The organism is Corynebacterium jeikeium (assembly GCA_003955985.1).
Lineage (GTDB): Bacteria > Actinomycetota > Actinomycetes > Mycobacteriales > Mycobacteriaceae > Corynebacterium > Corynebacterium jeikeium_D.
In genome coordinates this window covers 2400144-2424837 of sequence record CP033784.1, presented here as the reverse complement: position 1 = coordinate 2424837, position 24694 = coordinate 2400144, and the positions used below count along the sequence as shown (strand labels likewise).

The 24694-nt window shown below is 60.1% G+C and carries 15 protein-coding genes and 1 pseudogene; 6 read left to right on the top strand and 10 right to left on the bottom strand.

Translation table 11 applies throughout. The features are described from left to right. Positions 1-143: 143 nt before the first annotated feature. Positions 144-1340: a hemin transporter gene (locus EGX79_10670; protein ID AYX82595.1), complete on the top strand. Its 1197-nt coding sequence runs from the start codon at positions 144-146 to the stop codon at positions 1338-1340. Between the two features lie 115 nt (positions 1341-1455). Here EGX79_10670 and EGX79_10665 read toward each other — a convergent pair whose 3' ends face one another. Together EGX79_10665 and betA are read right to left on the bottom strand one after the other, a co-directional pair. After that, complete coding sequence (locus EGX79_10665) at positions 1456-2562, bottom strand: 2-nitropropane dioxygenase (GenBank protein ID AYX82594.1); 1107 nt, start codon at positions 2560-2562, stop codon at positions 1456-1458. A gap of 109 nt (positions 2563-2671) precedes the next feature. After that, the gene (gene betA / locus EGX79_10660) at positions 2672-4411 is read right to left on the bottom strand and encodes a choline dehydrogenase (GenBank protein ID AYX82593.1); all 1740 of its coding nucleotides are present in this window, start codon (positions 4409-4411) and stop codon (positions 2672-2674) included. 348 nt (positions 4412-4759) lie between these two features. Here betA and EGX79_10655 point away from each other — a divergent pair, with 348 nt between their 5' ends. The 3 genes and pseudogenes from EGX79_10655 (at position 4760) to EGX79_10645 (ending at position 9420) form a co-directional block, all read left to right on the top strand. Further along, complete coding sequence (locus tag EGX79_10655) at positions 4760-6940, top strand: BCCT family transporter (protein AYX82592.1); 2181 nt, start codon at positions 4760-4762, stop codon at positions 6938-6940. Then, positions 6941-8509, top strand: a complete 1569-nt coding sequence (locus tag EGX79_10650) for an aldehyde dehydrogenase family protein (protein AYX82591.1) — start codon at positions 6941-6943, stop codon at positions 8507-8509. A 188-nt stretch (positions 8510-8697) separates the two neighbouring features. Continuing rightward, positions 8698-9420, top strand: a pseudogene (locus EGX79_10645) (phosphatidylcholine synthase). On the opposite strand, the gene EGX79_10640 reads toward EGX79_10645, so the two are convergent. Further along, positions 9407-10372, bottom strand: coding sequence for a hypothetical protein (locus EGX79_10640; GenBank protein AYX82808.1), 966 nt, complete (start codon positions 10370-10372; stop codon positions 9407-9409). The pseudogene EGX79_10645 and the gene EGX79_10640 overlap by 14 nt on opposite strands. 249 nt (positions 10373-10621) lie before the next feature. Here EGX79_10640 and EGX79_10635 point away from each other — a divergent pair, with 249 nt between their 5' ends. Beyond that, the gene (locus EGX79_10635) at positions 10622-12106 is read left to right on the top strand and encodes a hypothetical protein (GenBank protein ID AYX82590.1); all 1485 of its coding nucleotides are present in this window, start codon (positions 10622-10624) and stop codon (positions 12104-12106) included. A gap of 88 nt (positions 12107-12194) precedes the next feature. Continuing rightward, complete coding sequence (locus EGX79_10630) at positions 12195-12854, top strand: DUF1541 domain-containing protein (GenBank protein AYX82807.1); 660 nt, start codon at positions 12195-12197, stop codon at positions 12852-12854. Between the two features lie 201 nt (positions 12855-13055). Here EGX79_10630 and EGX79_10625 read toward each other — a convergent pair whose 3' ends face one another. The 7 genes from EGX79_10625 to EGX79_10595 form a co-directional block, all read right to left on the bottom strand. Continuing rightward, a complete protein-coding gene (locus EGX79_10625; GenBank protein AYX82589.1) occupies positions 13056-14738 on the bottom strand; it encodes an ABC transporter ATP-binding protein in 1683 nt (560 codons plus the stop codon). Then, complete coding sequence (locus EGX79_10620; protein ID AYX82588.1) at positions 14735-15733, bottom strand: ABC transporter permease; 999 nt, start codon at positions 15731-15733, stop codon at positions 14735-14737. Before EGX79_10620 ends, EGX79_10625 begins: the two co-directional genes overlap by 4 nt. Next, on the bottom strand, positions 15726-16652 hold the full coding sequence (locus tag EGX79_10615) for an ABC transporter permease (protein ID AYX82587.1): 927 nt from the start codon (positions 16650-16652) through the stop codon (positions 15726-15728). The genes EGX79_10620 and EGX79_10615 overlap by 8 nt, the downstream gene beginning before the upstream one ends. Before the next feature lie 4 nt (positions 16653-16656). After that, entirely contained in the window at positions 16657-18402 is a 1746-nt protein-coding gene (locus tag EGX79_10610) for an ABC transporter substrate-binding protein (protein AYX82586.1), read from the bottom strand. A 499-nt stretch (positions 18403-18901) separates the two neighbouring features. Then, entirely contained in the window at positions 18902-20530 is a 1629-nt protein-coding gene (locus EGX79_10605; GenBank protein ID AYX82585.1) for a hypothetical protein, read from the bottom strand. A 140-nt stretch (positions 20531-20670) separates the two neighbouring features. Further along, on the bottom strand, positions 20671-22902 hold the full coding sequence (locus tag EGX79_10600; GenBank protein AYX82584.1) for a 3-hydroxyacyl-CoA dehydrogenase: 2232 nt from the start codon (positions 22900-22902) through the stop codon (positions 20671-20673). Positions 22903-22976: 74 nt separating this feature from the next. Further along, positions 22977-24212, bottom strand: coding sequence for an acetyl-CoA C-acetyltransferase (locus EGX79_10595; protein ID AYX82583.1), 1236 nt, complete (start codon positions 24210-24212; stop codon positions 22977-22979). Between the last annotated feature and the right edge of the window lie 482 nt (positions 24213-24694).

Genomic DNA, 24694 nt, shown 5'->3' with positions numbered 1-24694 from the left:
CTGTCGAAGTTTTCTGGTGAAGTTTTCGACATTGCCATTTGTGCAGTTCAAGACGGGTAAAACTCAACCGCATAGAGTAGTTAGGGACACCATTGGGTGATAATACGCAAACGGAATGCGCAATATGGTGTTATTGTGAAGTCATGCCAAACCTGAATGTCAACAAGAACGGCCTGACCCCAGAGCAGGCTGAAGTCATCACCCAAACCCTGCCCGTTGTCGGTGCCAACATCGAGAAAATCACGCCGAACTTCTATAACCGGATGTTCGCTGCTCACCCGGAGCTCATTGCCGATACCTTCAACCGCGGCAACCAGAAGCAGGGTGCTCAGCAGAAGGCGCTGGCGGCATCCGTCGCTACCTTCGCAGCTACCCTGGTCGACCCAGATGCTCCCGCCCCGGAAGAACTGCTTTCCCGCATCGGCCACAAGCACATCTCCGTTGGTATCAAGCCGGAGCAGTACCCAATCGTACACAAGCACCTCTTCGATGCCATCGAGGAAATCCTCACCCCAGAGGTCTTTCAGGGAGCTGTCCGCGATGCGTGGGATGCCGTCTACCTGGAGATGGAGCGTGTTCTCATCAACTTCGAGAAGGGGCTCTATGACGACCTCGGTGTCGAAGCAGGCGATGTCTTCCGCGCCGCTCACGTCGTCTCCCGTGAAGAGCGCGGTGATGACGTCGCAGTGTTCTCCGTCAAGCTTGACGACGAAACCCCCGTTTCCTACCTCCCGGGACAGTACATCTCTGTGCGTCAGACCATGCCGGACGGCGCCGGCCAGCTACGGCAATACTCTCTGGTCGGCGGCGAGGAAGGTGTTCTGACCTTCGCGGTTCGTCGTGTCGATGCCTCCGAGGACCTGCCGGCTGGCGAAGTTTCCACACAGCTGTGGGAAAAGGTGCAGCCGGGCGATGCCATCGAAATTTCTCTGCCTGCAGGTGACCTGGTGTTGGATACAAAGTCCGATGACCCGGTAGTGCTCATTTCCGCAGGTATTGGCGCCACCCCCATGATCGGCATGCTGGATGCCCTGGTGGCCGCCGACTCTAAGCGTGATGTTGTCGTCCTCCACGCGGACCGCGCCGAGAACACCGACGCACTGCGCGCAGAACGCAATAACGCAGTCTCTGCACTGGTCAATGCCCGCCAGCAGGTGTGGTACGAGCCGGATCTGATGGATTTGACCGATGTTGACCTGCCGGAGGGGGCGCAGTTCTACCTCTGCGGTGGCAATGGCTTCTTGCAGGCCGTGCGTGATCAGCTTGCCAAGCGTGGCGTCAATCGCAATAACATTCACTTCGAGCTGTTCAGCCCGAACGATTGGCTGCTCGACGCCTAACGCCACAACTGCGCCGTCGGCATAAAATCCATCGTCACAAATAAAGCCAAATGACCAGCCGCGATATATGCCCGTGGCTGGTCATTGTGCTGTTTGTAGCTTCGGTGGCTTCGTATTACTCGGCTGAGCAGGAAAGCTCCGCAACAACCTCGCCCGCAGTTTGGTTCTCGCACTGAGAAAAAGCAATACCCGCCCATAAGTTGAGATATTCAGGGTCACCGGCCTGATTCGCGGCACCACGGATTGGCGTGGTCAAGTAGTGCAATTGCGGATAAAGTTCCGGCGCGACCCTAGAAAACGCCCGGGTAAACGTGTTCTCAATTGCCCGCGCGGGCTTGCCGGAAAAGGCGTGGGTCAAAACGGTGTCGCGCTCCGTGAGCTCACGCAATGCCCGTCGGTGCGTCTCCTTCGTACCCGCCTCTGCGGTGGTGAGGAACCGTGTGCCAACTTGTATAGCTGTCGCACCAGCACCCAAAAGCTTGACGACGTCCTCTCGGTGGCCCACCCCACCAGCGGCGATGATGGGTGCATCGGTAACTGCACTCGCCTCGGTGACTGCTTGGGCGAGCTCTTCTACAGAGGCCCCAATGTTGTCGGACGAGTCCTTGCCCTTCACGAATGCGCGGTGTCCACCCGCAGCTAATCCCTGCAGAACAATGCGATCAGCGCCGGCTGCAGCCGCCGCCCGCACCCCCTCAATTGAGGTCGCATTCAGCACCACTTTGCGGCCAGATTCCTTTACCCGAGCAATGACCTCTTTATCTGGATAGCCAAAGGTGAAGGAGACGAACTCCAGCGCGTCGGGGTTGGGCAGAAAATCATCAGCGAGAATTGCCTCGACTTTCGCCGAGAAGTAGTCATCTGACCAGGTCGGAGCATCGGGCAAGTCGATGTCGAAGTGGTCTGCTGCCGGTGCTAAGTGGCCGCGAAACGTGGTCCACTGCGCAAGCCCCTCCTCGGAGGTTCCGCCACCGGCGTCAGCCGTGTTGGGGCAGAAGAGGTTGATGCCGAAACCTTTGCCGTCGTCAAGCAGTGCGCACGTCTGCCGTGCCTGTTCAGTGAGCTTTTCAACAGTGAGATAGCCGGCGGCAAGCGTGCCAACCCCACCAGCATTGGAAACTGCAGCGACGAGTTCGGGCGTGGATGGACCACCGGCCATCGGAGCCAAGATGATTGATGAGCGTCGTAGGTTTTCGGGTGATTGCGAGGTTGTGCTGCTCATAGGGCGAGAGTAACACTAAGGCCGGATTCCCCCATGTGGGAGAACCCGGCCAATGCCGACGAACGGCGTTGCGCAATAGACGCCGCGCTACCCGCTACCGCCTCAAGAACTACTTATTGTTCTCCGGTGGATCCAGCGGCATGCCCTGGCCGGCGCGGTAGAACGGAATGTCCTGCGGTGCCAGCGGAGTCTTGTCGGCGATGAGGTCAGCGGCCTTTTCGGCAATCATCATGGTCGGTGCGTAGATATTGCCGTTGGTGATGCCCGGCATGACCGAAGCGTCAACCACGTAGAGGCCCTCGGTGCCGTGAACCTGCATGGTTTCCGGATCGACCACGGCCATCTCGTCGGAGGCCGGTCCCATCTTGCAGGTGCAGGATGGGTGCAGTGCGGTCTCGGCATCCTTGCGGACCCACTCGAGGATTTCCTCGTCGGTCTGCACATCTGCGCCCGGGGAAATCTCGCCGTCGGTGTACTCCTTCATTGCCGGGGTGTCCAGCAGCTTACGGGAGACCTTGACAGCCTCGACCCATTCACGGCGGTCCTGATCAGTGGACAGGTAGTTGAACAGAATCGACGGCTTGACCTTGATGTCCGAGGAGGTGATGTGGACATGGCCACGGGCATCCGAGTACATCGGGCCAACGTGGAACTGGAAACCGTGCGGGCTATCGATCTTTGTGCCGTCGTAACGCATGGCCAGCGGCAGGAAGTGGAACATCAGGTTCGGGTAGGGCTCGTTGTCGTTGGAGCGAGCGAAGCCGCCACCCTCAAAGTGCGACGTCGCCACCGGGCCCTTGTGGGTGAGCATCCACCACAGGCCAATGAACGGCCAACGCCACTTCTCCAGGTACGGCTGTGAAGACACCGGCTGGGTGGCGTTGTACTGAATGTAGACCTCCAGGTGGTCCTGCAGGTTCTCGCCGACACCAGGCAGGTGCTTGACGACGTTCACTCCGGCGGCATTCAGAATCTTCTCATCGCCAACGCCGGAGACCTCGAGCAGCTGCGGAGAGTTGAAAGCGCCACCGCAGAGGATGACCTTGTCTGCTCGCACCTGGTGTGTACGACCCTTCCAGGTGTACTCGATGCCGACGGCCTTGGTGCCCTCGAAGAGGATGCGGGTGGCTTCTGCGCGGGTGCGGAGCTCCAGATTTGGACGCTGCAGGGCTGGGTGCAGGTATGCGCGGGCAGCGGAGAGGCGACGGCCCTTGTCGATGTTCGCGTCGAAGGGACCGAAGCCCTCCTGGCGGTAGCCGTTGACGTCCGGGGTGTAGTTGTAGCCGGCCTGCTGGACAGACTTGAAGAAGGCCTTGAACAGCGGAGAATCGGCCGGACCGCGCTTCATGCGCAGTGGGCCGTCGTGGCCACGGCGCGGGTCGTCCTTGTCGGAGCCGAGCGCATTTTCCATGCGCTTGAAGTACGGCAGAACGTGGTTCCAGCCCCAGTTCTCCAGCCCCTTGGTGTCGCCCCACTTGTCGTAGTCCATGGGGTTACCGCGCTGGTAAATTTGGCCGTTGATGGAGGAGGAGCCGCCGACGACCTTGCCGCGGGCGTGGTAGATGCGGCGACCGTTCATCTCCGGTTCCGGCTCGGATTCGTACTTCCAGTCGTAGTACTTGTTACCGATTGGGAAGGAGAACGCCGAAGGCATGTGAATGTAGAGATCCCAGAGGGAGTCCATGCGGCCGGCCTCGAGTACGAGCACCTGCTGAGTGTGGTCTGCGGACAGCCGGTTAGCCAGCACAGAGCCGGCAGAGCCCGCGCCAACGATGACGACGTCGCGGTGTTCGACTGTGGTGTTGCCATTCTTTTTACCGAAGTTGAAGACAGCCGGGAAAGCTCCCATGTTCTGGTGTACCTCCGTAGGTTGTTTGCCGATGCATATCGGAATGGTTTTCAAGGACTGTGATAAGCCCCGATAAGCCCCAAGTAATATTTAAAGGCGGGCCCTATATATTGATATTGGAATAAGTGGCCGGAGGCGTATCTCAAATCCCCTTCACCTATATAGAATGCCACACAATTGGTATTCAATTCCAGTTGGAATGATCTTAAACGTCTTGAAAACTGGGTAAATATGCAGGTGAAGGTGTTGATGTTGGTATTGGAGAATTCTTCTGAATCGATTCTTAAACTTGAGGGATTATTCAAACTAGGTATGCTGGGTTAGTTCCCGAATCTGAAGGATTTTCCTATGTCTGATACTCCGCCAACTGAGAAGGTAACGGAGGAAAAATCTGGATCGTCGCAAGGAATGCAGCGATCGCAGTCGGCCCCTCCACAACAAGCGCAAGCGAGTGTGACCTCCGAGCCTGAGGTCAACTGGCCTGTATTTATTATTTCAGGTGTTGGCATTCTTGCCATTGCCCTGTGGGCTATTTTTGCCCCGGACAATGCAGCGGACACCCTAGCTGGCATTGTCGCCTGGGTATCGAAGAACTTCGGCTGGTTCTATATCGTGACCGCGACGGTGGCAGTGCTCTTCATGCTCTACGTCGCTATCTCGCGAACGGGACAGATTAAGCTCGGCCCCGATCACGCCAAGCCTCAGTTTGGTCTGTTCTCCTGGGCCTCTATGCTCTTTGCGGCGGGTATCGGCATTGACCTGCTCTTCTTCTCGGTAGCGGAGCCGGTGGCACAGTTTTATGGCCCGCCGACCGGAGACGCGGAGACCATCGAAGCTGCACGTCAGGCAGTGGTGTTCACGCTCTTCCACTATGGCGTGACCGGTTGGGCACTCTACGCCCTGATGGGTATGGCATTCGGCTACTTCGCGTATCGCCTGAACATGCCGCTGACCATTCGTTCGGCGCTCTATCCGATTATCGGCAAGCGCATCCACGGCCCCGCTGGTGAAGCGGTCGAAATCGCGGCGATGCTGGGTACCGTTTTCGGTGTCGCAACCTCGCTGGGTATCGGCGTCGTCCAGCTGAATTACGGCCTGCGTGTGCTGTTCGGGGTGGATGAGAGTACGTCCTGGCAGATCGCTCTAATCGTCGTGGCCGTATCGGTGGCTATCGCCTCCGCAGTTTCCGGTGTCGACAAGGGAATTCGTCGTCTCTCGGAGCTCAACGTTGGCCTGGCCATCTGCTTGATGCTCTACATCCTGGTTACCGGCCGCACCGCGTTCCTGTTTGACGCACTGGTGATGAACGTCGGTGAGTACGTCTCGAAGTTCCCGTCCATGACTATGGATACCTACGCGTTCTCCGGAGCGCAGGAATGGTTGAACTCCTGGACCCTGTTCTTCTGGGCTTGGTGGGTGGCCTGGGCACCGTTCGTCGGTTTGTTCCTGGCTCGCATTTCCCGTGGCCGTAGTCTGCGTCAGTTTGTCGTCGGCACGCTGACCATTCCATTCCTCTTCGTTCTGATGTGGGTATCGGTGTTCGGTAACTCGGCTCTGGACCTGGTTATCGGTGGCGATTCGGAGTTTGGGCAGACTGCATTGGATTACCCGGAGCGCGCCTTCTACCTTCTGCTAGAGCAGTACCCGGCACCGATGTTGGTGGCGGCAGTCGCCTCCCTGATCGGTCTGCTGCTCTACATCACCTCGGCTGACTCGGCAGCACTGGTGATGAGTAACTTCACTTCGAAGATCACCGACACACAGCAGGACGGTAAGAAGTGGACCCGTATTTTCTGGGCTGTCGTGGTCGGTGTGCTGACCATCGCGATGCTCTACGTCGGCGGTATTCCGACACTGCAGTCCGCGACGATTGTGATGGGCCTGCCGTTCGCCTTTGTCATCTATCTGGTGATGTATGGCCTCTTTAAGTCGCTGCGACTGGAGCTGCTGCAACAGGATTCGACACGTCGAGCCCTCCATGGGGCGATGTCGGGCCGCGCCGTAGATGGCGAACAGGGCGACTGGCGTAAGCGACTTGCCCGCTCCATGTCCTTCCCGGGCAAGAAGCCAGTCATGCGCTACCTCGACCGAGTGGTACAGCCCGCGCTTGAACAGGTGGCAGAAGCTATCAGGGATCGTGGCGGCGAAGTGACGCTGCACCGTGAACCAGCAGAAGAAGTTGGCATCGACCAGATTGACCTGCAGGTCGGTTTCGGCGAGGAGATGAGCTTCCGCTACCAGGTCTATCCGGTTGAACACTTGACGCCGTCTTTCGCTGGCCTGGTACACCTGGACAGTGATGCTGATATTTACTACTACCGTCTCGAGGTCTTCACGCTTACCGGCTCGCTCGGCTACGACGTCTATGGCTACACCCAAGAGCAGCTGATTTCCGACGTCCTCGACCTCTACGAACGGCACTTGGAGTTCCTGCATATGCAGTCTGATCTCCCGGGCACCTCAGATCTGTCCGATAATGCCGAACCTGTCCGCGAATGGTCTGATGACTACGCCAAGGAGGATTCCTAAATGACCTTTAAGCCTTCCACTACTGATAAGGCTCTCGCAACCGAGACCGCCAAATCTCACGAAGGGGCCGCCACGCTGTTTATCAACGGCACCTGGTCCGCTGCAGCCGCTGGCAATACTCGCACCATCGAGTGCCCGGCCGACGGCTCTTTCATCGCCGAGGTCGCAGAAGCAGACGCAACCGACACCGAGCGCGCCATCGCCGCCGCCGACGCTGCTTTCCGACGTACCGGAGAAGGTTCCTGGGCATCCTGGAGCACAGCTGAGCGCAGCAAGTTGGTACTCGATATCGGAGCTGCCATCAGGCAGCGCAAGGACGAATTTGCCTGGGCAGAGGCTATGGATACCGGCAAGCGCCTGCCTGAGGCGGCAGCCGATATGGATGACATCATTGCCTGCTTTGAGTACTTCGGGAAGCTCGCGGGCAATGATGCCGGTCGTCTCGTGGATGCGGATGACCCGTCCGTCGTCGCGCGTATTGTGCGTGAACCTGTTGGTGTCTGTGGCCTGATTACGCCGTGGAACTACCCACTGCTGCAGACCGCATGGAAGGTTGCACCGGCGCTGGCCACGGGCAATACCTTTGTGCTCAAGCCGGCGGAGCTGACTCCGCACACAGCAATTCTGCTCATGCACGTCATCGATGATCTGGGTGTTCCGGCAGGCGTTGCCAACCTCATTACCGGAGCCGGTGCCGAAGCGGGCGCACCGCTGTCCTCGCATCCGAAGGTGGACATGGTCTCCTTCACTGGCGGTCTTGTCACTGGCAAGATTATTGCTGGTGAAGCGGCTAAGTCTGTGAAGAAGGTCGCGCTTGAGCTCGGCGGCAAGAACCCGAACATCATCTTCGCCGACGCCGATTACGAAGCCGCTTTGGACAATGCCCTCAATGCTGCGTTCCTGCACTCCGGTCAGGTGTGCTCGGCGGGCGCTCGCTTGATTGTGGAGGAGTCCATCGCCGAGAAGTTTGTCGACGATCTGGTCGAGCGCGCCGGACACATCCAGCTCGGCGGTCCGCTCGACGAGAAGGCCGAGACCGGTGCGCTGATTTCGAAGCAGCACCTGGATAAGGTCGCGGCATACGTCGATCGGGCCCGTGAACAGGGCGCTCGCGTGCGCGTTGGCGGCGAGATTGCCACCGGCGCCACCGCTGACGGTTCCGCCTCGCTTGCCGACGGCTACTTCTACCTCCCAACCGTGATTGACCAGGTCACCCGCGAAATGGACTGCGTTCACGACGAAGCCTTTGGCCCGGTGGTGACGGTGGAGACCTTCACCACGGTTGACGAGGCCATCGAGATTGGCAACGACACCGAATATGGCCTGGCCGGTGCGGTGTGGACATCCAACCGCGAGGTTTCTGAGCGCGTTTCCCGCGGGCTGCGTCACGGCACCGTCTGGATTAATGACTTTGGCCCCTACCTGCCACAGGCCGAATGGGGTGGCTTCGGCCAGTCCGGTATTGGCCGCGAGCTGGGCCCGACCGGCCTGGAAGAGTACACCGAAGCCAAGCTGGTCTACGAGAACACGGCGCCGGCTGTTACCGGTTGGTTCGAGGATCGTCGTTAAATAACTCGGCACAAGCCCGAGCAAAAATACGGGAAAACGACCCATCAGCCGTTATACTCACCGATTGAAAAAAATCGACTCTGCGCACAACTGCGATAAAGGTTTGCAGTTGTGCGCAATTTGTTCTCTAAAGGACATCTGCCGTGAACGCTTCTACTAGCTCTGACATTGCCAGTTCTGCTGCTCCCCAGACCTTCACGCGGAGGCAGCATGCTATCGCCTGGGCGGTTCACGGGTTCACGCTGACCGGTTTGGTGTGGGCAACGCTGGCGGTAGTGGCGCTTCTCGACGGCAAGCCGGAATGGATGTGGCTCTGGCTGGGTATCGCGCTTGTCGTCGACGGTGTCGATGGCAACATGGCGCGTAAGCACCACATCAAGGAAGTCGTGCCCTGGTTTAACGGTGCGGTGGTGGACAATATTGTCGACCACCTCACGTGGACGGCCATTCCTGCAGCGTTCATGGTTATGTACCTGCCGCTGGGGCCACGTCCGCTGGCGATTTTCCTGGCCATCGTAGTGTTGGTCTCCTCGATGTTCTGTTATGCCAACGAAGCCGCCAAGTCTGGGGACTACTACTTTGTGGGCTTCCCGGCGGCGTGGAATATTGTGGCAGTCCTGCTATGGGTGTGGAATGCGCCGATGGCAGTGTGTATCGCCGCAATCGTTATCTTCAGCACAATGACGCTGGTACCGCTGCACTACACGCACCCGTTCCGCGTGCAACGCGGCAAGGTGGGCAACATTGCTGCAACGTTTGTCTGGATTGTCACGACAGGCCTGCTTATCGCAATTGTGACGAAAGCGGCGTCGTTAAGCCTGACGGTGAGCCATGCGATGGTGGCCGTCAACGTTGCCGCCGGTGCGTGGCTGATTGTCGGTGGTGTGCGTCGCTCGTTTACCGGCCGGTAGCGGCGGGCAGTTGGTGCAGGATTGTGTGGATGAGGCGGTCGCGTAGCCAGCGGATGAATTCGACGGCGAAGGCGCCCACGATCATGGCGATGACGAATGCGGTGACCCACACGGGATAGTCGCGGCCGTTGAACCAGAAATAGACATACGGCGAGATAAAAGTCACCAGTGTGACCAGCAGTCCCAGCATTCGGCGCCAGAATGAGCTGCCGGTGAACATCTCCACAATTCCCCAGGTGTAGGGGATTGCCGTGATGATGTCGATAGTCCAGAGCACCCAGACATTGCCGTGGAAGCCGGGGACAAAAACTACTGGTAGCGCGCGCAGAGATGAGTAAATCAGCACCACCAGATACGCGAGCACCTTGGGGTTGTAGAGCAGCCGCCAGATCAGGTTGCGCTCAATGAGGTTCGCCCCGACTTTGCGCAGCGCATGCAGATTTTTGCTCTCCATCACCAATGTGTTGGTGCCTTCGAGCAGGTACGCCAGCATTTTTTGCTGCTCATGCGTGCCATGTGCCCACGCGTGCACTAGCGCAGTCGGCGAGAGTGCAATGGGAACAAGCGGTTCGCCACGGCGCTTCAGTGCGTCGGGAACCTCCAGGATGTCGTCGTTGAGCTTGTCGACGGCCAGTGCTGGGCCCACCACGTGCACCAAGTCATCACCGAGGATTGCGCGCACCTTGTCCACGTCGCTTTTGGGAAGCGAGCTGAGCCACAGTAGCTGCCTGGAAGACACTGCCATGCGAAGCGCGGTGCCCAGCGCCTCGGCGGCATCATCGATGGCGTAAAAGTCCTGTGTGTTGGTGTGGGCGAGTGAACGCAAGCTGTCGATTATTACGGCATTTTTGGCGTTGAGCTCGCTGAGTCGAGCGACGCCGGAGATTTCGACGACCTGCTCCGCGTCGATGGCGAATGTCCGGGTAAAAGGCAGATCGATTATGGAGCGCAGCACAAGGAATCGCTGTACCGGGGTCATCGCGAAACTTTTTGCACTCACAACTTTCCACACTGCCACAAAGTGGAACTCGGAGTGGTGAATCCTTCCTGGACGACAGTGTTATATACGGTTCGGTCTGTCTAGTGGGGGTGCGGTTATCCTGCAAAAACGCAATAAACTTGGACTTTTCTCTGCGTATAAAGTAGTTTCCTAAACACCAGATAGACAGGTCTGTCCACAAAACTTAGGAGAACTACTTTCATGCTCATCTCAGGACTAGCGCTGGGCGCCGTGCTCGGCTTTGTTATGCAGCGAGGACGTTTCTGCGTCACCGGTTTCCTGCGCGATATCTTCACTCAGCGCAGCTGGCGCGGCTTCGTCGCCTTGCTGATTGTTATTTCCGTCCACGCCATCGGCCTGGCCGCACTGACCAGCGCCGGCGTGATTACTCCCGAATACAACGAACTGGCACCGGTGGCCGTTATCGTCGGTGGCGTTATCTTCGGGCTGGGTATCGTCCTGGCCGGTGGCTGTGCCTCGGGTACCTGGTACCGCTCCGGTGAGGGCCTGATCGGCTCTTGGATCGCACTGGTCTTTTACGCCCTATCCGCTGCTGCTATGAAGACTGGCTTCCTGGGCGGCCTGCAGAATTCCCTGAAGGACCGCACCGTCGGCCTGACCAGCATTCATGCCTCTCTCGGCATTAGCATTTGGCCACTGGTCATCGCGCTGAGCGCCGTCACGGCATACTTCGCCGTCCGCTTCCTGCGCGAAGAATTCTCCGGCCCGCGCCCGGTAACTCTGGCACCGCGTAAGTCCGGTCTCGCGCACATCCTGGCTGAGAAGCCCTGGCACGTGTACGCCACCGCCGCCATCGTCGGTGTACTTGGCGTTATCGCATGGCCGCTGTCCGCAGCTACCGGCCGCAACGATGGCCTCGGCATCACCACTCCGTCCTCCAACCTCGCTAACTACGTTGTCACTGGTGACACCGAGCGTTTCGACTGGGGCGTCCTCCTCGTCCTCGGCATCCTCGTCGGTTCCTTCATCGCGGCCAAGGCCTCCGGTGAATTCCGTCTCCGCGTCCCGGACGCTACGCAGGGCGCTCGCTCCGTCGTCGGCGGCATCTTCATGGGTGTCGGCGCTGCGTGGGCCGGCGGCTGCACCGTCGGCAACGGCATGGTCCAGACTTCGCTGTTCAGCTACCAGGGTTGGCTCGCGCTGGCGTCCATCGCCGCAGGTGTCGCTATCGCCGCCAAGCTTTGGCTGAAGCCGTCCGCGCCTTCGCTTAGCGACGTCCCGAGCACCCCTTCCACCACCAACGACACGGCGGTATCGGCAACTGCTCCGGTCGCTTCGGCTGCTACTTCTCCTGTGTCCCTGCCGGGTAGCGAAGGTGCCGGTGCCGCTGGCACCGAGGCCTCCCCGCTGGCGGGTGCCTTTGCGGTCGCGCCGGTGGCGTTGCTCGACCGGAGCGTCGTAAAGCAAGAAGACGGCAAGCTTAAGCCACTGGGCGATGGGCGTTACGAGCTCGACACCGTCGGCGCGGTGTGCCCATTCCCGCTGATCGAGGCCAAGGACGCGATCAACAAGATTGAGATCGGCGAGGAGCTGGTGATCCCATTCGACTGCACCCAGGCCACGGATGCGATTCCGCGCTGGGCTGCGAAGGATGGCCACGAGGTCACCAACTTTGAGCAGACCGGTGAAGCTGGCTGGACGATTTCCGTCCGCCGCGGGCGATAAGCCCTGGTGAAGCTGGGGGAGCGTTGTTAGGGTGAGGGCATAGATTGATTGACATCAACAACAAAGGAGCTCAACCATGGCAAAGAATATTCGACCACTAGATGCTCTCGTAGCCGCGGGTGCCGCCAGCGTCCTTGTGCTGGCCGGTTGCTCCTCCGATGATTCGGCTAGTACTGAGGCAAGCAGCACTGTTAGCGAAACCAGCTCTTCCGTGTCGGCCACCAGCTCTGAGGGGCATGACGACATGGATGATATGGACGATGCCGATGAGCATGGCGGTCATGGTGACCATGGTGATGACGCGATGGCCGGCCATGACCATCCGGCCGATGGTGGTCCGGCTCCAGAGGGAATGATTGCGGCGGACAACGCGAAGTTCCCGGTCGGCAGTGAAGTGCAGGTTCTCGCCGATCACATGCCGGGCATGAAGGGTGCAGAAGGCAAGGTTGTTGGTGTTTTCAACACCACTACCTACTCCGTTTCCTACACCCCGACCGATGGCAGTGAGCCGGTGAAGGACCACCGCTGGGTCGTTCATGAGGAGCTGGAGAACCCAGGCGAAGCACCGCTTGCCGACGGCTCCGAGATCACCATCAACGCCGAGCATATGGCGGGCATGAAGGGGGCCAAGGGCACTGTTGACTACTCCACCCAGGAGCCGGTGTACATGGTCGACATTGACGATGATGGTATGACCATGAAGAACCACAAGTGGGTTACTGAAAGCGAGCTTGCTCCGGAGGACTAGCAGGCTGTCTGGACGGTCTTTCCGGATAGCTTTCTCTCTTCTCCCGCTCAATCCGCTCCGACTCAAAATCGCCCAGCCACTTCACGACACCTATGTCACCTCATGCCGCCTCCACAGCTGGTACGAGGTGACGCCTGTGTCGTGAAGTGGCCCAGAGGGGGGGCGGAGCGAAGTGCCCTGGGGAAACAGGCCACTGCCCAGCTACAGATCCAAATCCAACGACGCACCTGGGATGGCGTCCAGCAGCCGCTGGGTGTATTCCTTCTCCGGGTGGTCGAAGAGATCGTCGGTCGGACGGTGTTCAACCATCTTGCCGTGCTCCATCACGATGACCTCATCAGCCACCTGCCGCACCACAGCGAGGTCGTGCGTAATAAAGAGGTAGGCCAAATCCATCTCTTCCTGCAGCTCAGCGAGTAGTTCGAGCACCTGAGCCTGCACCACCACGTCGAGGGCCGATACTGCCTCGTCACAGACCACAACCTCAGGGTTCAGGGCCAGCGCACGCGCAATCGCCACACGCTGACGCTGACCACCCGACAGCTCACCGGGGAAGCGGCGCCCCATCTCCGCGGGAAGTGCGACGCGGTCGAGAAGCTCGAATACGCGCTGCTCACGCTCCTTCTTGGTGCCAATCTTGTGAATCCGCAGCGGCTCCTCGATGGAGGAATGCACCGTGCGCATCGGGTCCAGCGTCGCATACGGGTTCTGGAAAATCGGCTGAATGCGACGCCGCAGCTCCAGCTCCTCTTTACGATTCCGGCCCTGGACGCGTTTGCCGTCGAAAAGCACTTCGCCTTCGGTCGGATCGAGCAGCCCCAGCGCCATGTTGGCGACAGTGGACTTACCCGAACCGGATTCGCCCACGATACCGATGGTGCGACCGCGACGCAGCGTAAAGCTGATGTCATCGACGGCGCGAAAGGAATCCTTGCGCCACGGACGGTCGCCGGGGATGGCGAAGTCGCGCACCAGATTCTTCGCGACCAGAATTTCCTTCTGCTCGTGATCCGCAGTCGTCGGTGCCGCCACCACGCGGTCACCGCGCCGGGCAGCCAGCGACGGCGCGGCCGCGATCAGCTGCTTGGTGTACGGGTGCTGCGGGTGCGTGAGGACTTCCAACGCAGGACCAGTCTCAACGACATGTCCTGCTTGCATAACGACGAGTCGGTCGGCGCGTTCGGCAGCTAAACCGAGGTCATGGGTAATCAGAACCACGGAGGTGCCGAGTTCGCTAGTGAGCTTGTCGAGGTGGTCGAGGATCTTCTTCGCCACGGTCACGTCGAGAGCGGAAGTGGGCTCATCGGCGATCAGCAGCTTCGGGTGGGCGGCCAGACCCATCGCGATGAGTGCGCGCTGGCGCATACCACCGGAGTATTCGTGCGGGTACTGGTCAATGCGCTTTTTGGCGTCCGGAAGACCGGCCTGTTCCAGCAGCTCAATAGCCTTTTTGTGAGCCTCAGAGCCGGTGGCAATGTTATTTGCGCGCAGGGCTTCCTTGATTTGGGCGCCGACGGTCCACACCGGGTTCAGGTTGGTCATCGGATCCTGCGGCACCAAGCCGATGCCGCTTCCTCGGATGCCGACGAATTCGCGGTCGGTCAGGTGCGTGATGTCACGGCCATCGAAGGTGATGGTGCCACCGGTGACTTCACCATCACCGGGCAACAGCCCCAGTGCGGCGTGGACAGTGGTGGACTTACCAGAGCCGGACTCGCCGACAATGGCAACCGTCTCGCCGGGGAAAACCTCCAGGTCGACGTCATGCACCACATCGGTCAACGATTTACTGCGGCGGCCGGACGCTGTGGTCGTCGGAAAGCCAATGCAGACATCCTTCAAGGTGAGAATGGGCGCTGCGGAAGTATTGGTGTCGGTGCTCATCGACGACGCTCCTTCGGGTCGAGAGAATCCTTCAAAGCGTCACCCATGAGGATGAAGCCGAGAACGGTAATCGCCAGGGCGAGTGCTGGCCAGAACAGGTTGGACGGGGCCTGGCGGAGCACCTGCTGTGCGACAGAGATGTCGTTGCCCCAGGAAACGGTGGTCGTCGGCAGGCCAATGCCCAGGTAGGACAGCGTGGCCTCGGCGACGATGTAAATACCCAGTGAGGTCGTGGCCATGACGATGACAGGGGCGAGGCAGTTCGGCAGCACATGGCGGAAGAGAATGCCGGTGCTGGACAGACCGAGCGCCTTGGAGGCGGTGACGTATTCCTCGTTCTTCACCGAGATCACCGAGGAACGCACCACGCGCGCCATCTGCGGCCAGCCGAAAGCAGCGAGCACGAAGACCACGGACCAGATGGTGCGTTCGGTAAACAGCTGCATCAGCACGATGCCGGCGAGAATCAGGGGGATGGCAAAGAACATGTCCGTGATGCGGGAGAGCACCGCGTCGACCCAACCGCCGAGATAGCCAGCGATGGCACCGAGGATGATGCCCACCACGGTCACGGCCAGGGTGACGCCGATGCCGACGATGACCGAGGCGCGGGCACCGTAGATGACACGGGCGTAGACGTCGTAGCCCTGCTGAGTGAAGCCCATCGGGTGGCCGTCGCGGGCTGGGGCCAGCGAGTCACGCAGGTTTGCCGCCGTCGGGTCCACAGAGGTGAACAGCGACGGGAATGCGGCCACTGCGATGGAGAGCAAAATAATGAATGCGGAAACCCAGAACAGTGGGCGGTAACGCAGGTTCTGCCAGGCCGAACCCCAGAGCCCCAGTGGCGGGGTATCCGGCAACTGCTTGTGGTCGGGGTTCGTCGCCTGTGCGGCGGGGGCCTGCGCGGTGTTGGCCTGCGCGGTGCCGGTATGCACGGCGTTGGCCTGCTTTTCTGGCTGAGTCGAATCTAACTGCGTCGAATCTGGCTTAGGCATAACGAATCCTCGGATCCAGGACTGCGTAGAGCAAGTCGATGAGCAAGTTGGCGAACATGTAAATAACCACCAGGATGGTCACGATGCTGACCACGGTGGGAGCTTCACCAATCTGGACGGCGTGGAAGATCAGGCCACCGATACCTGGCACGTTGAAGATGCCCTCGGTGACAATTGCGCCGCCCATCAGAGCCGCGAGATCAGCGCCGATGAAGGTCACAACGGGAATTAGCGAGTTGCGCAAGATGTGGCGGCGGGTGACTTCAGAGGTTGGCAAGCCCTTGGCGCGGGCAGTGCGCACGAAGTCGGCATGGCGTGCCGACGAGACCTCGGAGCGCGTCAGTCGCAGAACATAAGCAACCGAGACGAGACCCAGCACGAATGCCGGCAGCAGCAGGGAGGTAAAGGAGGCATCGCTACCAACGGTGGGGGAGACAATCTCCCAGCGCACACCGAAGAGGTAGCGGGCCACGAAGCCGAGCACGAAGGTCGGAGTTGCGATAACCAGCAGGGACATCACCAGAACGGTGGAGTCGAAGAAGCCGCCCTTGCGCATACCGGCAATAACGCCGAGGCCGATACCGAAAATGGCCTCAATGGCAACGGCCATCAGAGCCAGGCGAATTGTAATAGGGAAGGCCAGCGCGATTTCCTCGCCGACCGAGCGACCGGAGAAGGTCTCGCCCATATCCAGGGTGAACAGGCCCTTGAGATACTCCCAGTACTGGACGAGGAAAGGCTCATCCAGGTGGTAGTGGGCGCGCAGTGCTGCGACCTGCTCCGGTGGCAGCTGCTTATCGCCAGCTAGTGCGGCGATGGGGTCGCCTGGCATGGCGAAGACCATTGCATAAATCAGCAGTGTGGCACCGAAGAAAACCGGCACCATCTGCAGGAGTCTCTTTCCGATATACCAACCCATGGTGCTAGTCCTTCTCAATCATTGGGTAGTCCAAGATGCCGTCCCACATCACTACGGCATTGCGCAGCTTCGGGTTCCACGCCACCGAAGCATTGGGGTACCACAGCGGAATCGCTGGTAGGTCCTCCATCAGCACAGACTGAGCCTTGACATAAATCGGCTTGGCATCTTCTGCGCTCTTTGCCGAGGCCGCCTCCTGAATCAGCTTGTCGAACTCCGGATTGGAGTAGTGGTTGTCATTCGAGGAACCACCGGTGACGAACTGCGGGATCATGTAGTTGGCCACAGATGGGTAGTCAGCTGCCCAGCCAGTGCGGTAGCCGCTGGTGATGGTCTCGTTGGAGATTTCATCGCGCAGCTGCTTGAAGGTCGGGTAGGCCTTGCCGTGGGAATCGATGCCGAGGGTCTCGCCAATCATGTTGGTCACCGCTTCGACCCACTGCTGGTGTCCGCCGTCGGCGTTGTAGGCGATGTCGAACGAGCCGGTAAACGGCGCAATTTTGTTGGCTTCGGCCCACAGTTGGCGGGCCTTCTTCGGGTTGTATTCCAGCACCTCTTGGCCAGGTACGTTCGGGTCAAGGTCACCGAGCGTCAACGAGCTGAACTCGCGCGCCGGGGTGCGGGTGTCGAAGAAAATCTTCTCAGTGATTAGTTTCCGGTCAATCGCCATAGAAATCGCTTGACGACGAAGCTTGCCCTCTTCACCCGAAAAACCTGGCAGATTTCGCGGAATTGCGAAGTACTGCGAAGACGAGGTCGGGACATTTGCGCTGGAGTCGGGGAAGTCGGTTTGGAAGCTGGCGAGAGCCGTTGGTGGAATTGTGCGTGGCAGCGTGTCCAGGCGGCCGGCCTGGAGGTCTGCATATGCGGTGTCCACGTCCGAGTAGAAGCGGTATACCAGGCCGTTGTTACGGGCCTTGTGCTCACCGGCGAAGTCATCATTGCGAACCACAGTTAGCTGGTTGTTGTGCAGCCAAGCGCGGCCTTCGGCCATCTTGTACGGTCCATTGCCGATTGGGTGTTCACCGAAAGCCTTCTTGTCTTCGAACGCGGCCTTCGGCAGCGGCATAAACGCGACATAGCCGAGGCTGAGCGGGAAGGAAGAATCTGGGTTGGTCAGATCCACGGTGAACCTCAGGTCATCGACCTTTTTCAGGCCGGAGAGTGTTTTCTCCGTGGCCTTTTCTCCCGAAACAGCATCAAAACCCTGCACGTTGGCGAAGAAGGACTGCTGCTTCTGCAGGTTCGGGCCGTAGGCAGCGTAATTCCAGGCATCGATGTAGCTCTGCGCGGTGACTGGTTCGCCGTTGTGGAAGGTCCAGCCCGGTTTTAGCGTGATGTCGAAATGGGTCGAGTCCTCGTTGGGCTTAATTTCTGCCGCATGGTCCAGGATCATCGAGCCGTCGGTGTCGTAGCGCACCAGACCTGAGTAGAGCATGCGGAGGATATCGCCACCACCGGTTTCATTGGTGTCAGTGGTGTACAGCGGCGACTGTGGTTCGGAGTTCTGGACCACAATGAACCCCGCGCCGACCTGTTGCTGGTCAGTGCTGCAGGCAGCGAGCGCGCTTCCTGGCAAGGCGATTACCAGCAAAGCCGCCAGGATCTGGCGGACATGCAGCGTGAACTTTCCTTTTCCGCTGAGCGTTGTTGCGTGCAGTTTTGTGGCACGGGACTTCTCTCGCTGTCGGAGCTTCCGCCGGAGTTTCTGCCGGGTGTGGAAGGGGCCGGAGGCAACGGGTCTATGCATCGCGAGCCTTTCTAGATTCTGCCAGATAGGCGATATGAATTTGGTGATCGGCTCACTCCAAATGACTTAGATACCCACCTCCCACCTGCATAGGCAATGGTGGTGGTGACAACTTGGGTGTGGTGGGCTCTAAGGTTTGGATACGACCGTTCAATACAGTCTCTAACCATACAAGTCCAAAAAACATATGAGTATTAATCAGGCGAACCATCCCTTATTTGACGGTGTCTTTTACCCTCGATTGGGGAGTTAATCCTGTGCAGTGGTGCAACGTTGTAACATCCTGGCACCCCCGCAGGGGTTGCCCTTTGGTTCTCCGCGCCGCTGGCACTCAGTCAGGGCCCTACCCGCGTTGGGCCCGTCCGCGGGCCCCATCCGCGACTTCACGACAGCTATGTCACCTCATGCCACCTCCACAGTTGGCACGAGGTGACACCCGTGTCGTGAAGTGGGTTTTGGAAGAGGAAGTGGACTTTGAAGGAGGCGGAGAGACAGCGCATTAAGTCCCGCAGTACGAGTGGAAAGCACCCAACTCCCGCGGTGCCGGCTCCGTGAACCCCGCTGGGACGTCTTGCGACTCAAAGGGGTTGGTTACCGCCTCCAGCAGGTGCCGGTAGTCGGTCAGATCCCCCGCCCCTGCCGCCGCTAACGCTTCCGTGACCAGGTGGTTTCGCGGAATATACAGCGGATTCGTTTCCTCCATAAGTGCCAGGGCCGTCGTCCGGTCGATTCCCAGCTCCTTCCGCGTCCGCTTCCACAACTGCCCCCACTCAGCCGCGGCGGCGGGGAACGCAGGATCAGCGGTCAGCCTGGTCAGCGCAGCCAACGCAGCAACTGTATCCCCATCACCATCGGCCAGAACCTCAATCAGCGCCCGATGAGCATTCGTATGGTCGAGCCCAAACTTCGCCAGCAACGCCTGCCACTGCTGCACCAGGGGGATGGCCAGCGGGTCGTCGTAAAGCGAGGGGAGAATCCCCAACTTGGGCAGCCACCTGCGGCTGAGCGCATCGGTGAACTCGTCGGCGAATTCGCCCAGGAGGTCGCGGGCGCGTGCGAGGGCTTCCTCCGGGGTGCCTGCGAAATGCGGTAGCAAAGTCTCCGCAAGCTTCGACATGTTCCACCCGGCAATCGTCGGCTGCGCGCCGAACGCGTATCGACCGCCTCGATCAATGCTGCTAAACACCGCCCGCGGATCGTGCGCATCCAGAAACGCACACGGCCCAAAGTCGATGGTCTCGCCCGCGATGCTGGCATTGTCGGTGTTCATCACGCCGTGGACAAATCCACAGGCCAGCCACGCCGCAACGAGATTAGCTTGCCGCTTGACGACGTCCCGGAGAACCGACTCCGCCGAACCCTCGTAGCCATGCCGCTGCGCGGCGAACTCGATGAGCCGATCCATGATTCCGGTGTCCGTTCCGGAGCGAGCGACCAGCTCGAACGTGCCAACTCGCAGGTGGCTGGATGCTACGCGCACGACGATGCCACCCGGTTGAAGTTCGGTGGTGGGGTCGGTGTTGTCGAATGGGGTTTGCGAGCCGCGGTAAATCTCTTCGCCGGTTTTGATGACCGCCAGCGCGCGGGTGGTGGGGATGCCGAGTGCATACATGGCTTCGCTGATGAGGTACTCCCGCAGGGCGGAGGTCAGCGTGGCTTTGCCGTCACCGCCACGGGAGAAGGGCGTGGGGCCGGTGCCTTTCGCCTGAATCTCGTAGGCCTGGGTGTTGTCGCTGTGGGTTGTCTCTTTGGGGCAGTCGGGCTGGTTAGGCGGACAGTGCAGCCCAGTCAGCCCCGGTTCAGCCTCAACTGTGGCAAGCAAGAGCGCGCGACCATCACCGAGTAGGCCTGCGAAGTTGCCGAACTGGTGGCCGGCATAGGCCGTGGCCATCGGGGTTGTGTATGCGCCGAGTGGGGTATCGGTTTCCTGGCCGACTCCGTGATCGGCGCCGCGGCCAGTGAGGAACTTCAGGCCAGCGTCTGACCGGAGCCACTGTGGGGAGAGACCGAGTTGGGTCGCGAGCTCGTCGTTAAGCATGACCAGCTGCGGTGATGGGGCGGCGAATCCCTCCTGGGAGATAGCGAGTTCAGGCAGTGCGGTGGGAAGATCAGCGACATTTCGAGCCATGTGCGCAGTTTAACGGGTAGGCCGAATTGGGGTTGGTGCGCTGGTGCGTTCAGCGGTGCTACGCCGTTGACGTGGCCTCGAAGGCGAAAAACCCCGGTTACTGGAACAATTCCAGCAACCGGGGTGCGCTCGGGGTAGTCCTACTTCTTCAGGGACTCCGGAGCGTTGAAGCGCTCACCGTGCTTAGCGGCCAGCTCTTCGGCGCGCTCGACGAAGCCCGCGACGCCGCGGCGCTCCGGGTGAGCTGCGGCCGGGTCGACAACAGTGGCGCCGTCGTAGTTCTTAATGAACTGGCGAGTACCACCGGTCCAGGCCGGGTAGCCGATACCGAAGATGGAGCCGATGTTGCCGTCGGCGTCGTGAAGCAGAACGCCCTCGTCGACGCACTTCTGAGTCTCGATGGCCTCGATGAAGAGCATGCGGTCGACCAGCTCCTGCAGGTCGGTGTCCTCCGGAGCGATCGGGGCGATGTTCAGCTCCTCACGGAGCTCATTGAACAGGCCCGGCCAGAGACCGGAGCGCTTGCCGTCGACGTACTCGTAGAAGCCCTTACCCTCGAGCTTGCCCGGGCGCTCGAACTTGTGCAGCATGGCCTCGACCAAAGCCGGTACGCCGCCCTCGTCCAAGGTCTGACCTGCAGCCTCGGCGGCAGCGCGGGTCTCGCCAGCGATCTTCTCCATGAGTTTGAGGTTAAGCTCGTCGGCAAGCTGGAGCTGCGGTGCCGGGTAACCAGCCTGGCGACCAGCGGCCTCGATGATGGCCGGGTCGTAGCCCTCAGCGACCATACGCAGGGCCTCGTTGATGACGGTGCCGATGACGCGGGAGGTGTAGAAACCGCGGGAGTCGGTGACAACAATCGGGATCTTGCGGATTGCAACAGCGAAGTCCAGCGAAGCGGCGAGGATTGCCGGGTCGGTGTTGTCGCCGGAGATGATCTCAATCAGCTGCATCTTGTCCACCGGGGAGAAGAAGTGCAGGCCGATGAAGTCCTTCTCACGCTTGACGTGGGAAGCCAGCTCGGTGATCGGAAGGGTGGAGGTGTTGGAGCCCAGGATGCAGGTCTCCGGAACTGCGGCCTCGATCTCGGCGTGAACCTTGTGCTTGAGGTCGGTGTTCTCGAAGACGGCCTCGATGACCAGGTCGACATCGGACAGGTCGTCGTAGGACTCAGTCGGCTTGATGCGGTTCAGCAGCGCTGCGGACTTCTCCTCAGTGGTGCGACCGCGCTTGAGAGCCTTGGCCTCCAGACCTTCAGAGTAGGACTTACCGCGCTCGGCGTTCTCCAGGGAAATGTCCTTCAGGACAACTTCCATGCCAGCCTTTGCACACACGTAGGCGATACCTGCGCCCATCATGCCGGCGCCGACAACGGCAACCTTCTTGAACTCGCGCTTCGGGTACGGGGTGCCGTCAGCCTGCAGTGGACGGGAGCCGCCACCCTGAGCGTGGTTGAGGTCGAAGAAGAACGCCTGCATCATGTTCTTCGACTGGGTGCCGGTGACCAGCTCGGTGAAGTAGCGGGACTCGATACGCAGTGCAGTGTCGATGTCGACCTGAGAGCCCTCGATGGCAGCCTGCATCGCAAGGCGCGGAGCCTTCATCGGGGAGCCCTTGAGCTGCTTGGTCAGGTTTGCCGGGAAGGACGGCAGGTTCATTGCGAACTTAGGAGTCTTCGGATCGCCGCCCGGGATCTTGAAGCCCTTCTCATCCCACGGCTGTGCGGCCTTGGCGTCTTCGCTGGTCAGCCATGCACGAGCGGTGTTGATGAGCTGCTCCGGAGCAACAACCTCGTCAACGAGGCCAGCTGCGAGAGCCTTGCCCGGGTTCATCTGAGCGCCGGTCAGAATGACCTTCATCAGCGCGTCCTGAATGCCCAGCATGCGCACGACGCGGGAAACACCGCCGCCACCCGGCAGCAGGCCGAGGGTGACCTCTGGCAGGCCAATCTTGGAACCGCGGGCATCGGCAGCAACGCGGTGGTTAGCAGCCAGCGCGACCTCGAGGCCGCCGCCCAGTGCTGCGCCGTTGATGGCAGCAACAATTGGCACCGGGAGCTTCTCCAAGCGACGCAGGGAGGCCTTCATGTCCTCGACCATGTTGAACATGTCAGCTGCATCGTCCTCAGTGGCCTTGGACATCTGCTTGATGTCGCCGCCTGCGAAGAAGGTCTTCTTCGCAGAGGTGATGATGATGCCCTTGATGGAGGTCTCAGAGCCGTCGCCAATTTCGTTTTCCAGGCGCTCCACGGTGGCGCGGATGTCGTCCTGGAAGGTCTTGTTCATGGTGTTGACCGGTGCGTTCGGGTCATCCATGGTGAGGGTGACGATTCCGGCGTCGTCCTGATCCCACCGGAACATGTTATCTGTGCTCATAAATCAGTCAGTCCTTTGTGGTTATCGCGGTGTGACCGCGGTAATTGTCGCTGTGAGTTTCGTTCCGGTTTGCTTTAGACGCGCTCGATGATGGTTGCAACACCCATGCCGCCAGCCACACAGAGCGAGATGAGGGCGTAGCGGCCACCGGTGCGGTGCAGCTCGTCGATTGCGGCGCCGGTGATCATGGCACCGGTTGCACCCAGCGGGTGACCCATGGCCATTGCGCCACCGTTGATGTTGAGCTTCTCGTAGTCGATGCCCAGGTTCTGCTGAGCATGCTTGACGACGGCGGCAAACGCCTCGTTGATTTCCCAGACGTCGATATCGTCGACGGTCAGGTTGGCCTTGGCCAGTGCCTCGCGGACAGCCGGCTCGATACCGGTGAGCATGATGGTCGGCTCGACACCATTAACGGCGGTGGCGACAACGCGTGCGCGTGGGGTCAGACCCATGTCTGCGCCGGCCTTCTCAGAACCAACCAGGGTCAGTGCAGCGCCATCGACGATGCCGGAGGAGTTACCTGCGTGGTGGACGTGATTGATGCGCTCAAGCTGCGGGTACTTCTTCAGTGCAACTGCGTCGAAGCCACCCTGCTCGCCCATCATGGTGAAGGCTGCGCGCAGGCCGGAGAGGGACTCTGCGGAGACGCCCTCGCGAATGGTCTCATCGCGGTCGAGGATGGTCAGGCCGTTAGCGTCCTTGACTGGGACGACCGAGCGGTCGAAGCGGCCCTCAGACCATGCATTTGCGGCACGGGCGTGGGAGAGCGCTGCCATTTCGTCGAGGGACTCGCGGTCAAAGCCGTCGAGCGATGCAATCAGGTCAGCGGAGATACCCTGCGGGACGAAGTCGGTCGCGAACGAGACCTGTGCATCCATCGCCATTGCGCCGCCGTCGGACATCATTGGCACGCGGGACATGGACTCGACGCCGCCGGCGAGGACGAGCTCGTCCATGCCGGAGCGGACCTTCTGAGCAGCCAAGTTGATGGCGGAGAGGCCGGAAGCGCAGAAGCGGTTGATCTGGACACCGCCGGTGCGGTACGGCAGACCTGCGGTGAGTGCTGCGGTGCGGGCAATGTCCGCACCCTGGTCGCCGACCGGGCTGACGCAGCCAACGATGAGGTCGCTGATGCGTTCTTCATCCAGTTCTGGGAAGCGGTTGCGAATTTCGTCGATGAGGCCGACGAGAAGTGATACCGGGCGTACCTCGTGGAGGGAGCCGTCCTTCTTGCCCTTGCCGCGAGGGGTGCGAATTGCCTCGTAGATGAAGGCTTCGCCGCCCGGCTGAATGGTGGCGGAAGTCATGTGTTTTTACCTCACAGATTCGTCGTAAAGTGTCGTGCGTCACTCTATAACGAATGGCGGATTGCCGGGGGTGATTTGAGGGGTGCTGGGGAGAAAGTTGACTCGCTGTAGTCTCTCACCTGCGGTTATGGGAGAAACCGGGGGTAATTACATAAGTAGTTTTGGTGATGTGGCGCGAGAGTGGGGCGCGTTGCAATGTGGCAGGCGAATGGCGGGGGCTCGATTCTGCCTTAGGATTAGTTCGTGACTGGCGCACTCTTTGATGACATTGAGTTTCCTGTGTCGTCCGTCGAGGAGCTGAGTACCGTTTGCGACTTCGTCTCCAGCGTATTCGGGTGGAATTACGCCATGTACGGCGACGACTGCGCCGATACCAGCGATTCTGGCATCGTCAGCTGAATCAACGCCGAGGATCCCACCCGCGCAATCATGCCCCCTCATTCGAGCAGCGGATCTCGATGCCGCCTACGAGCAGGTCACGT

What these genes read in the sequence shown, in the direction of transcription:
- EGX79_10610 (AYX82586.1), bottom strand. Translation starts at nt 18,402, where the DNA reads ATGCATAGACCCGTTGCCTCCGGCCCCTTCCACACCCGGCAGAAACTC.
- EGX79_10670 (AYX82595.1), top strand. Translation starts at nt 144, where the DNA reads ATGCCAAACCTGAATGTCAACAAGAACGGCCTGACCCCAGAGCAGGCT.
- EGX79_10650 (AYX82591.1), top strand. Translation starts at nt 6,941, where the DNA reads ATGACCTTTAAGCCTTCCACTACTGATAAGGCTCTCGCAACCGAGACC.
- EGX79_10615 (AYX82587.1), bottom strand. Translation starts at nt 16,652, where the DNA reads ATGGGTTGGTATATCGGAAAGAGACTCCTGCAGATGGTGCCGGTTTTC.
- EGX79_10620 (AYX82588.1), bottom strand. Translation starts at nt 15,733, where the DNA reads ATGCCTAAGCCAGATTCGACGCAGTTAGATTCGACTCAGCCAGAAAAG.
- EGX79_10605 (AYX82585.1), bottom strand. Translation starts at nt 20,530, where the DNA reads ATGGCTCGAAATGTCGCTGATCTTCCCACCGCACTGCCTGAACTCGCT.
- EGX79_10655 (AYX82592.1), top strand. Translation starts at nt 4,760, where the DNA reads ATGTCTGATACTCCGCCAACTGAGAAGGTAACGGAGGAAAAATCTGGA.
- EGX79_10635 (AYX82590.1), top strand. Translation starts at nt 10,622, where the DNA reads ATGCTCATCTCAGGACTAGCGCTGGGCGCCGTGCTCGGCTTTGTTATG.
- EGX79_10595 (AYX82583.1), bottom strand. Translation starts at nt 24,212, where the DNA reads ATGACTTCCGCCACCATTCAGCCGGGCGGCGAAGCCTTCATCTACGAG.
- betA (AYX82593.1), bottom strand. Translation starts at nt 4,411, where the DNA reads ATGGGAGCTTTCCCGGCTGTCTTCAACTTCGGTAAAAAGAATGGCAAC.
- EGX79_10625 (AYX82589.1), bottom strand. Translation starts at nt 14,738, where the DNA reads ATGAGCACCGACACCAATACTTCCGCAGCGCCCATTCTCACCTTGAAG.
- EGX79_10600 (AYX82584.1), bottom strand. Translation starts at nt 22,902, where the DNA reads ATGAGCACAGATAACATGTTCCGGTGGGATCAGGACGACGCCGGAATC.
- EGX79_10665 (AYX82594.1), bottom strand. Translation starts at nt 2,562, where the DNA reads ATGAGCAGCACAACCTCGCAATCACCCGAAAACCTACGACGCTCATCA.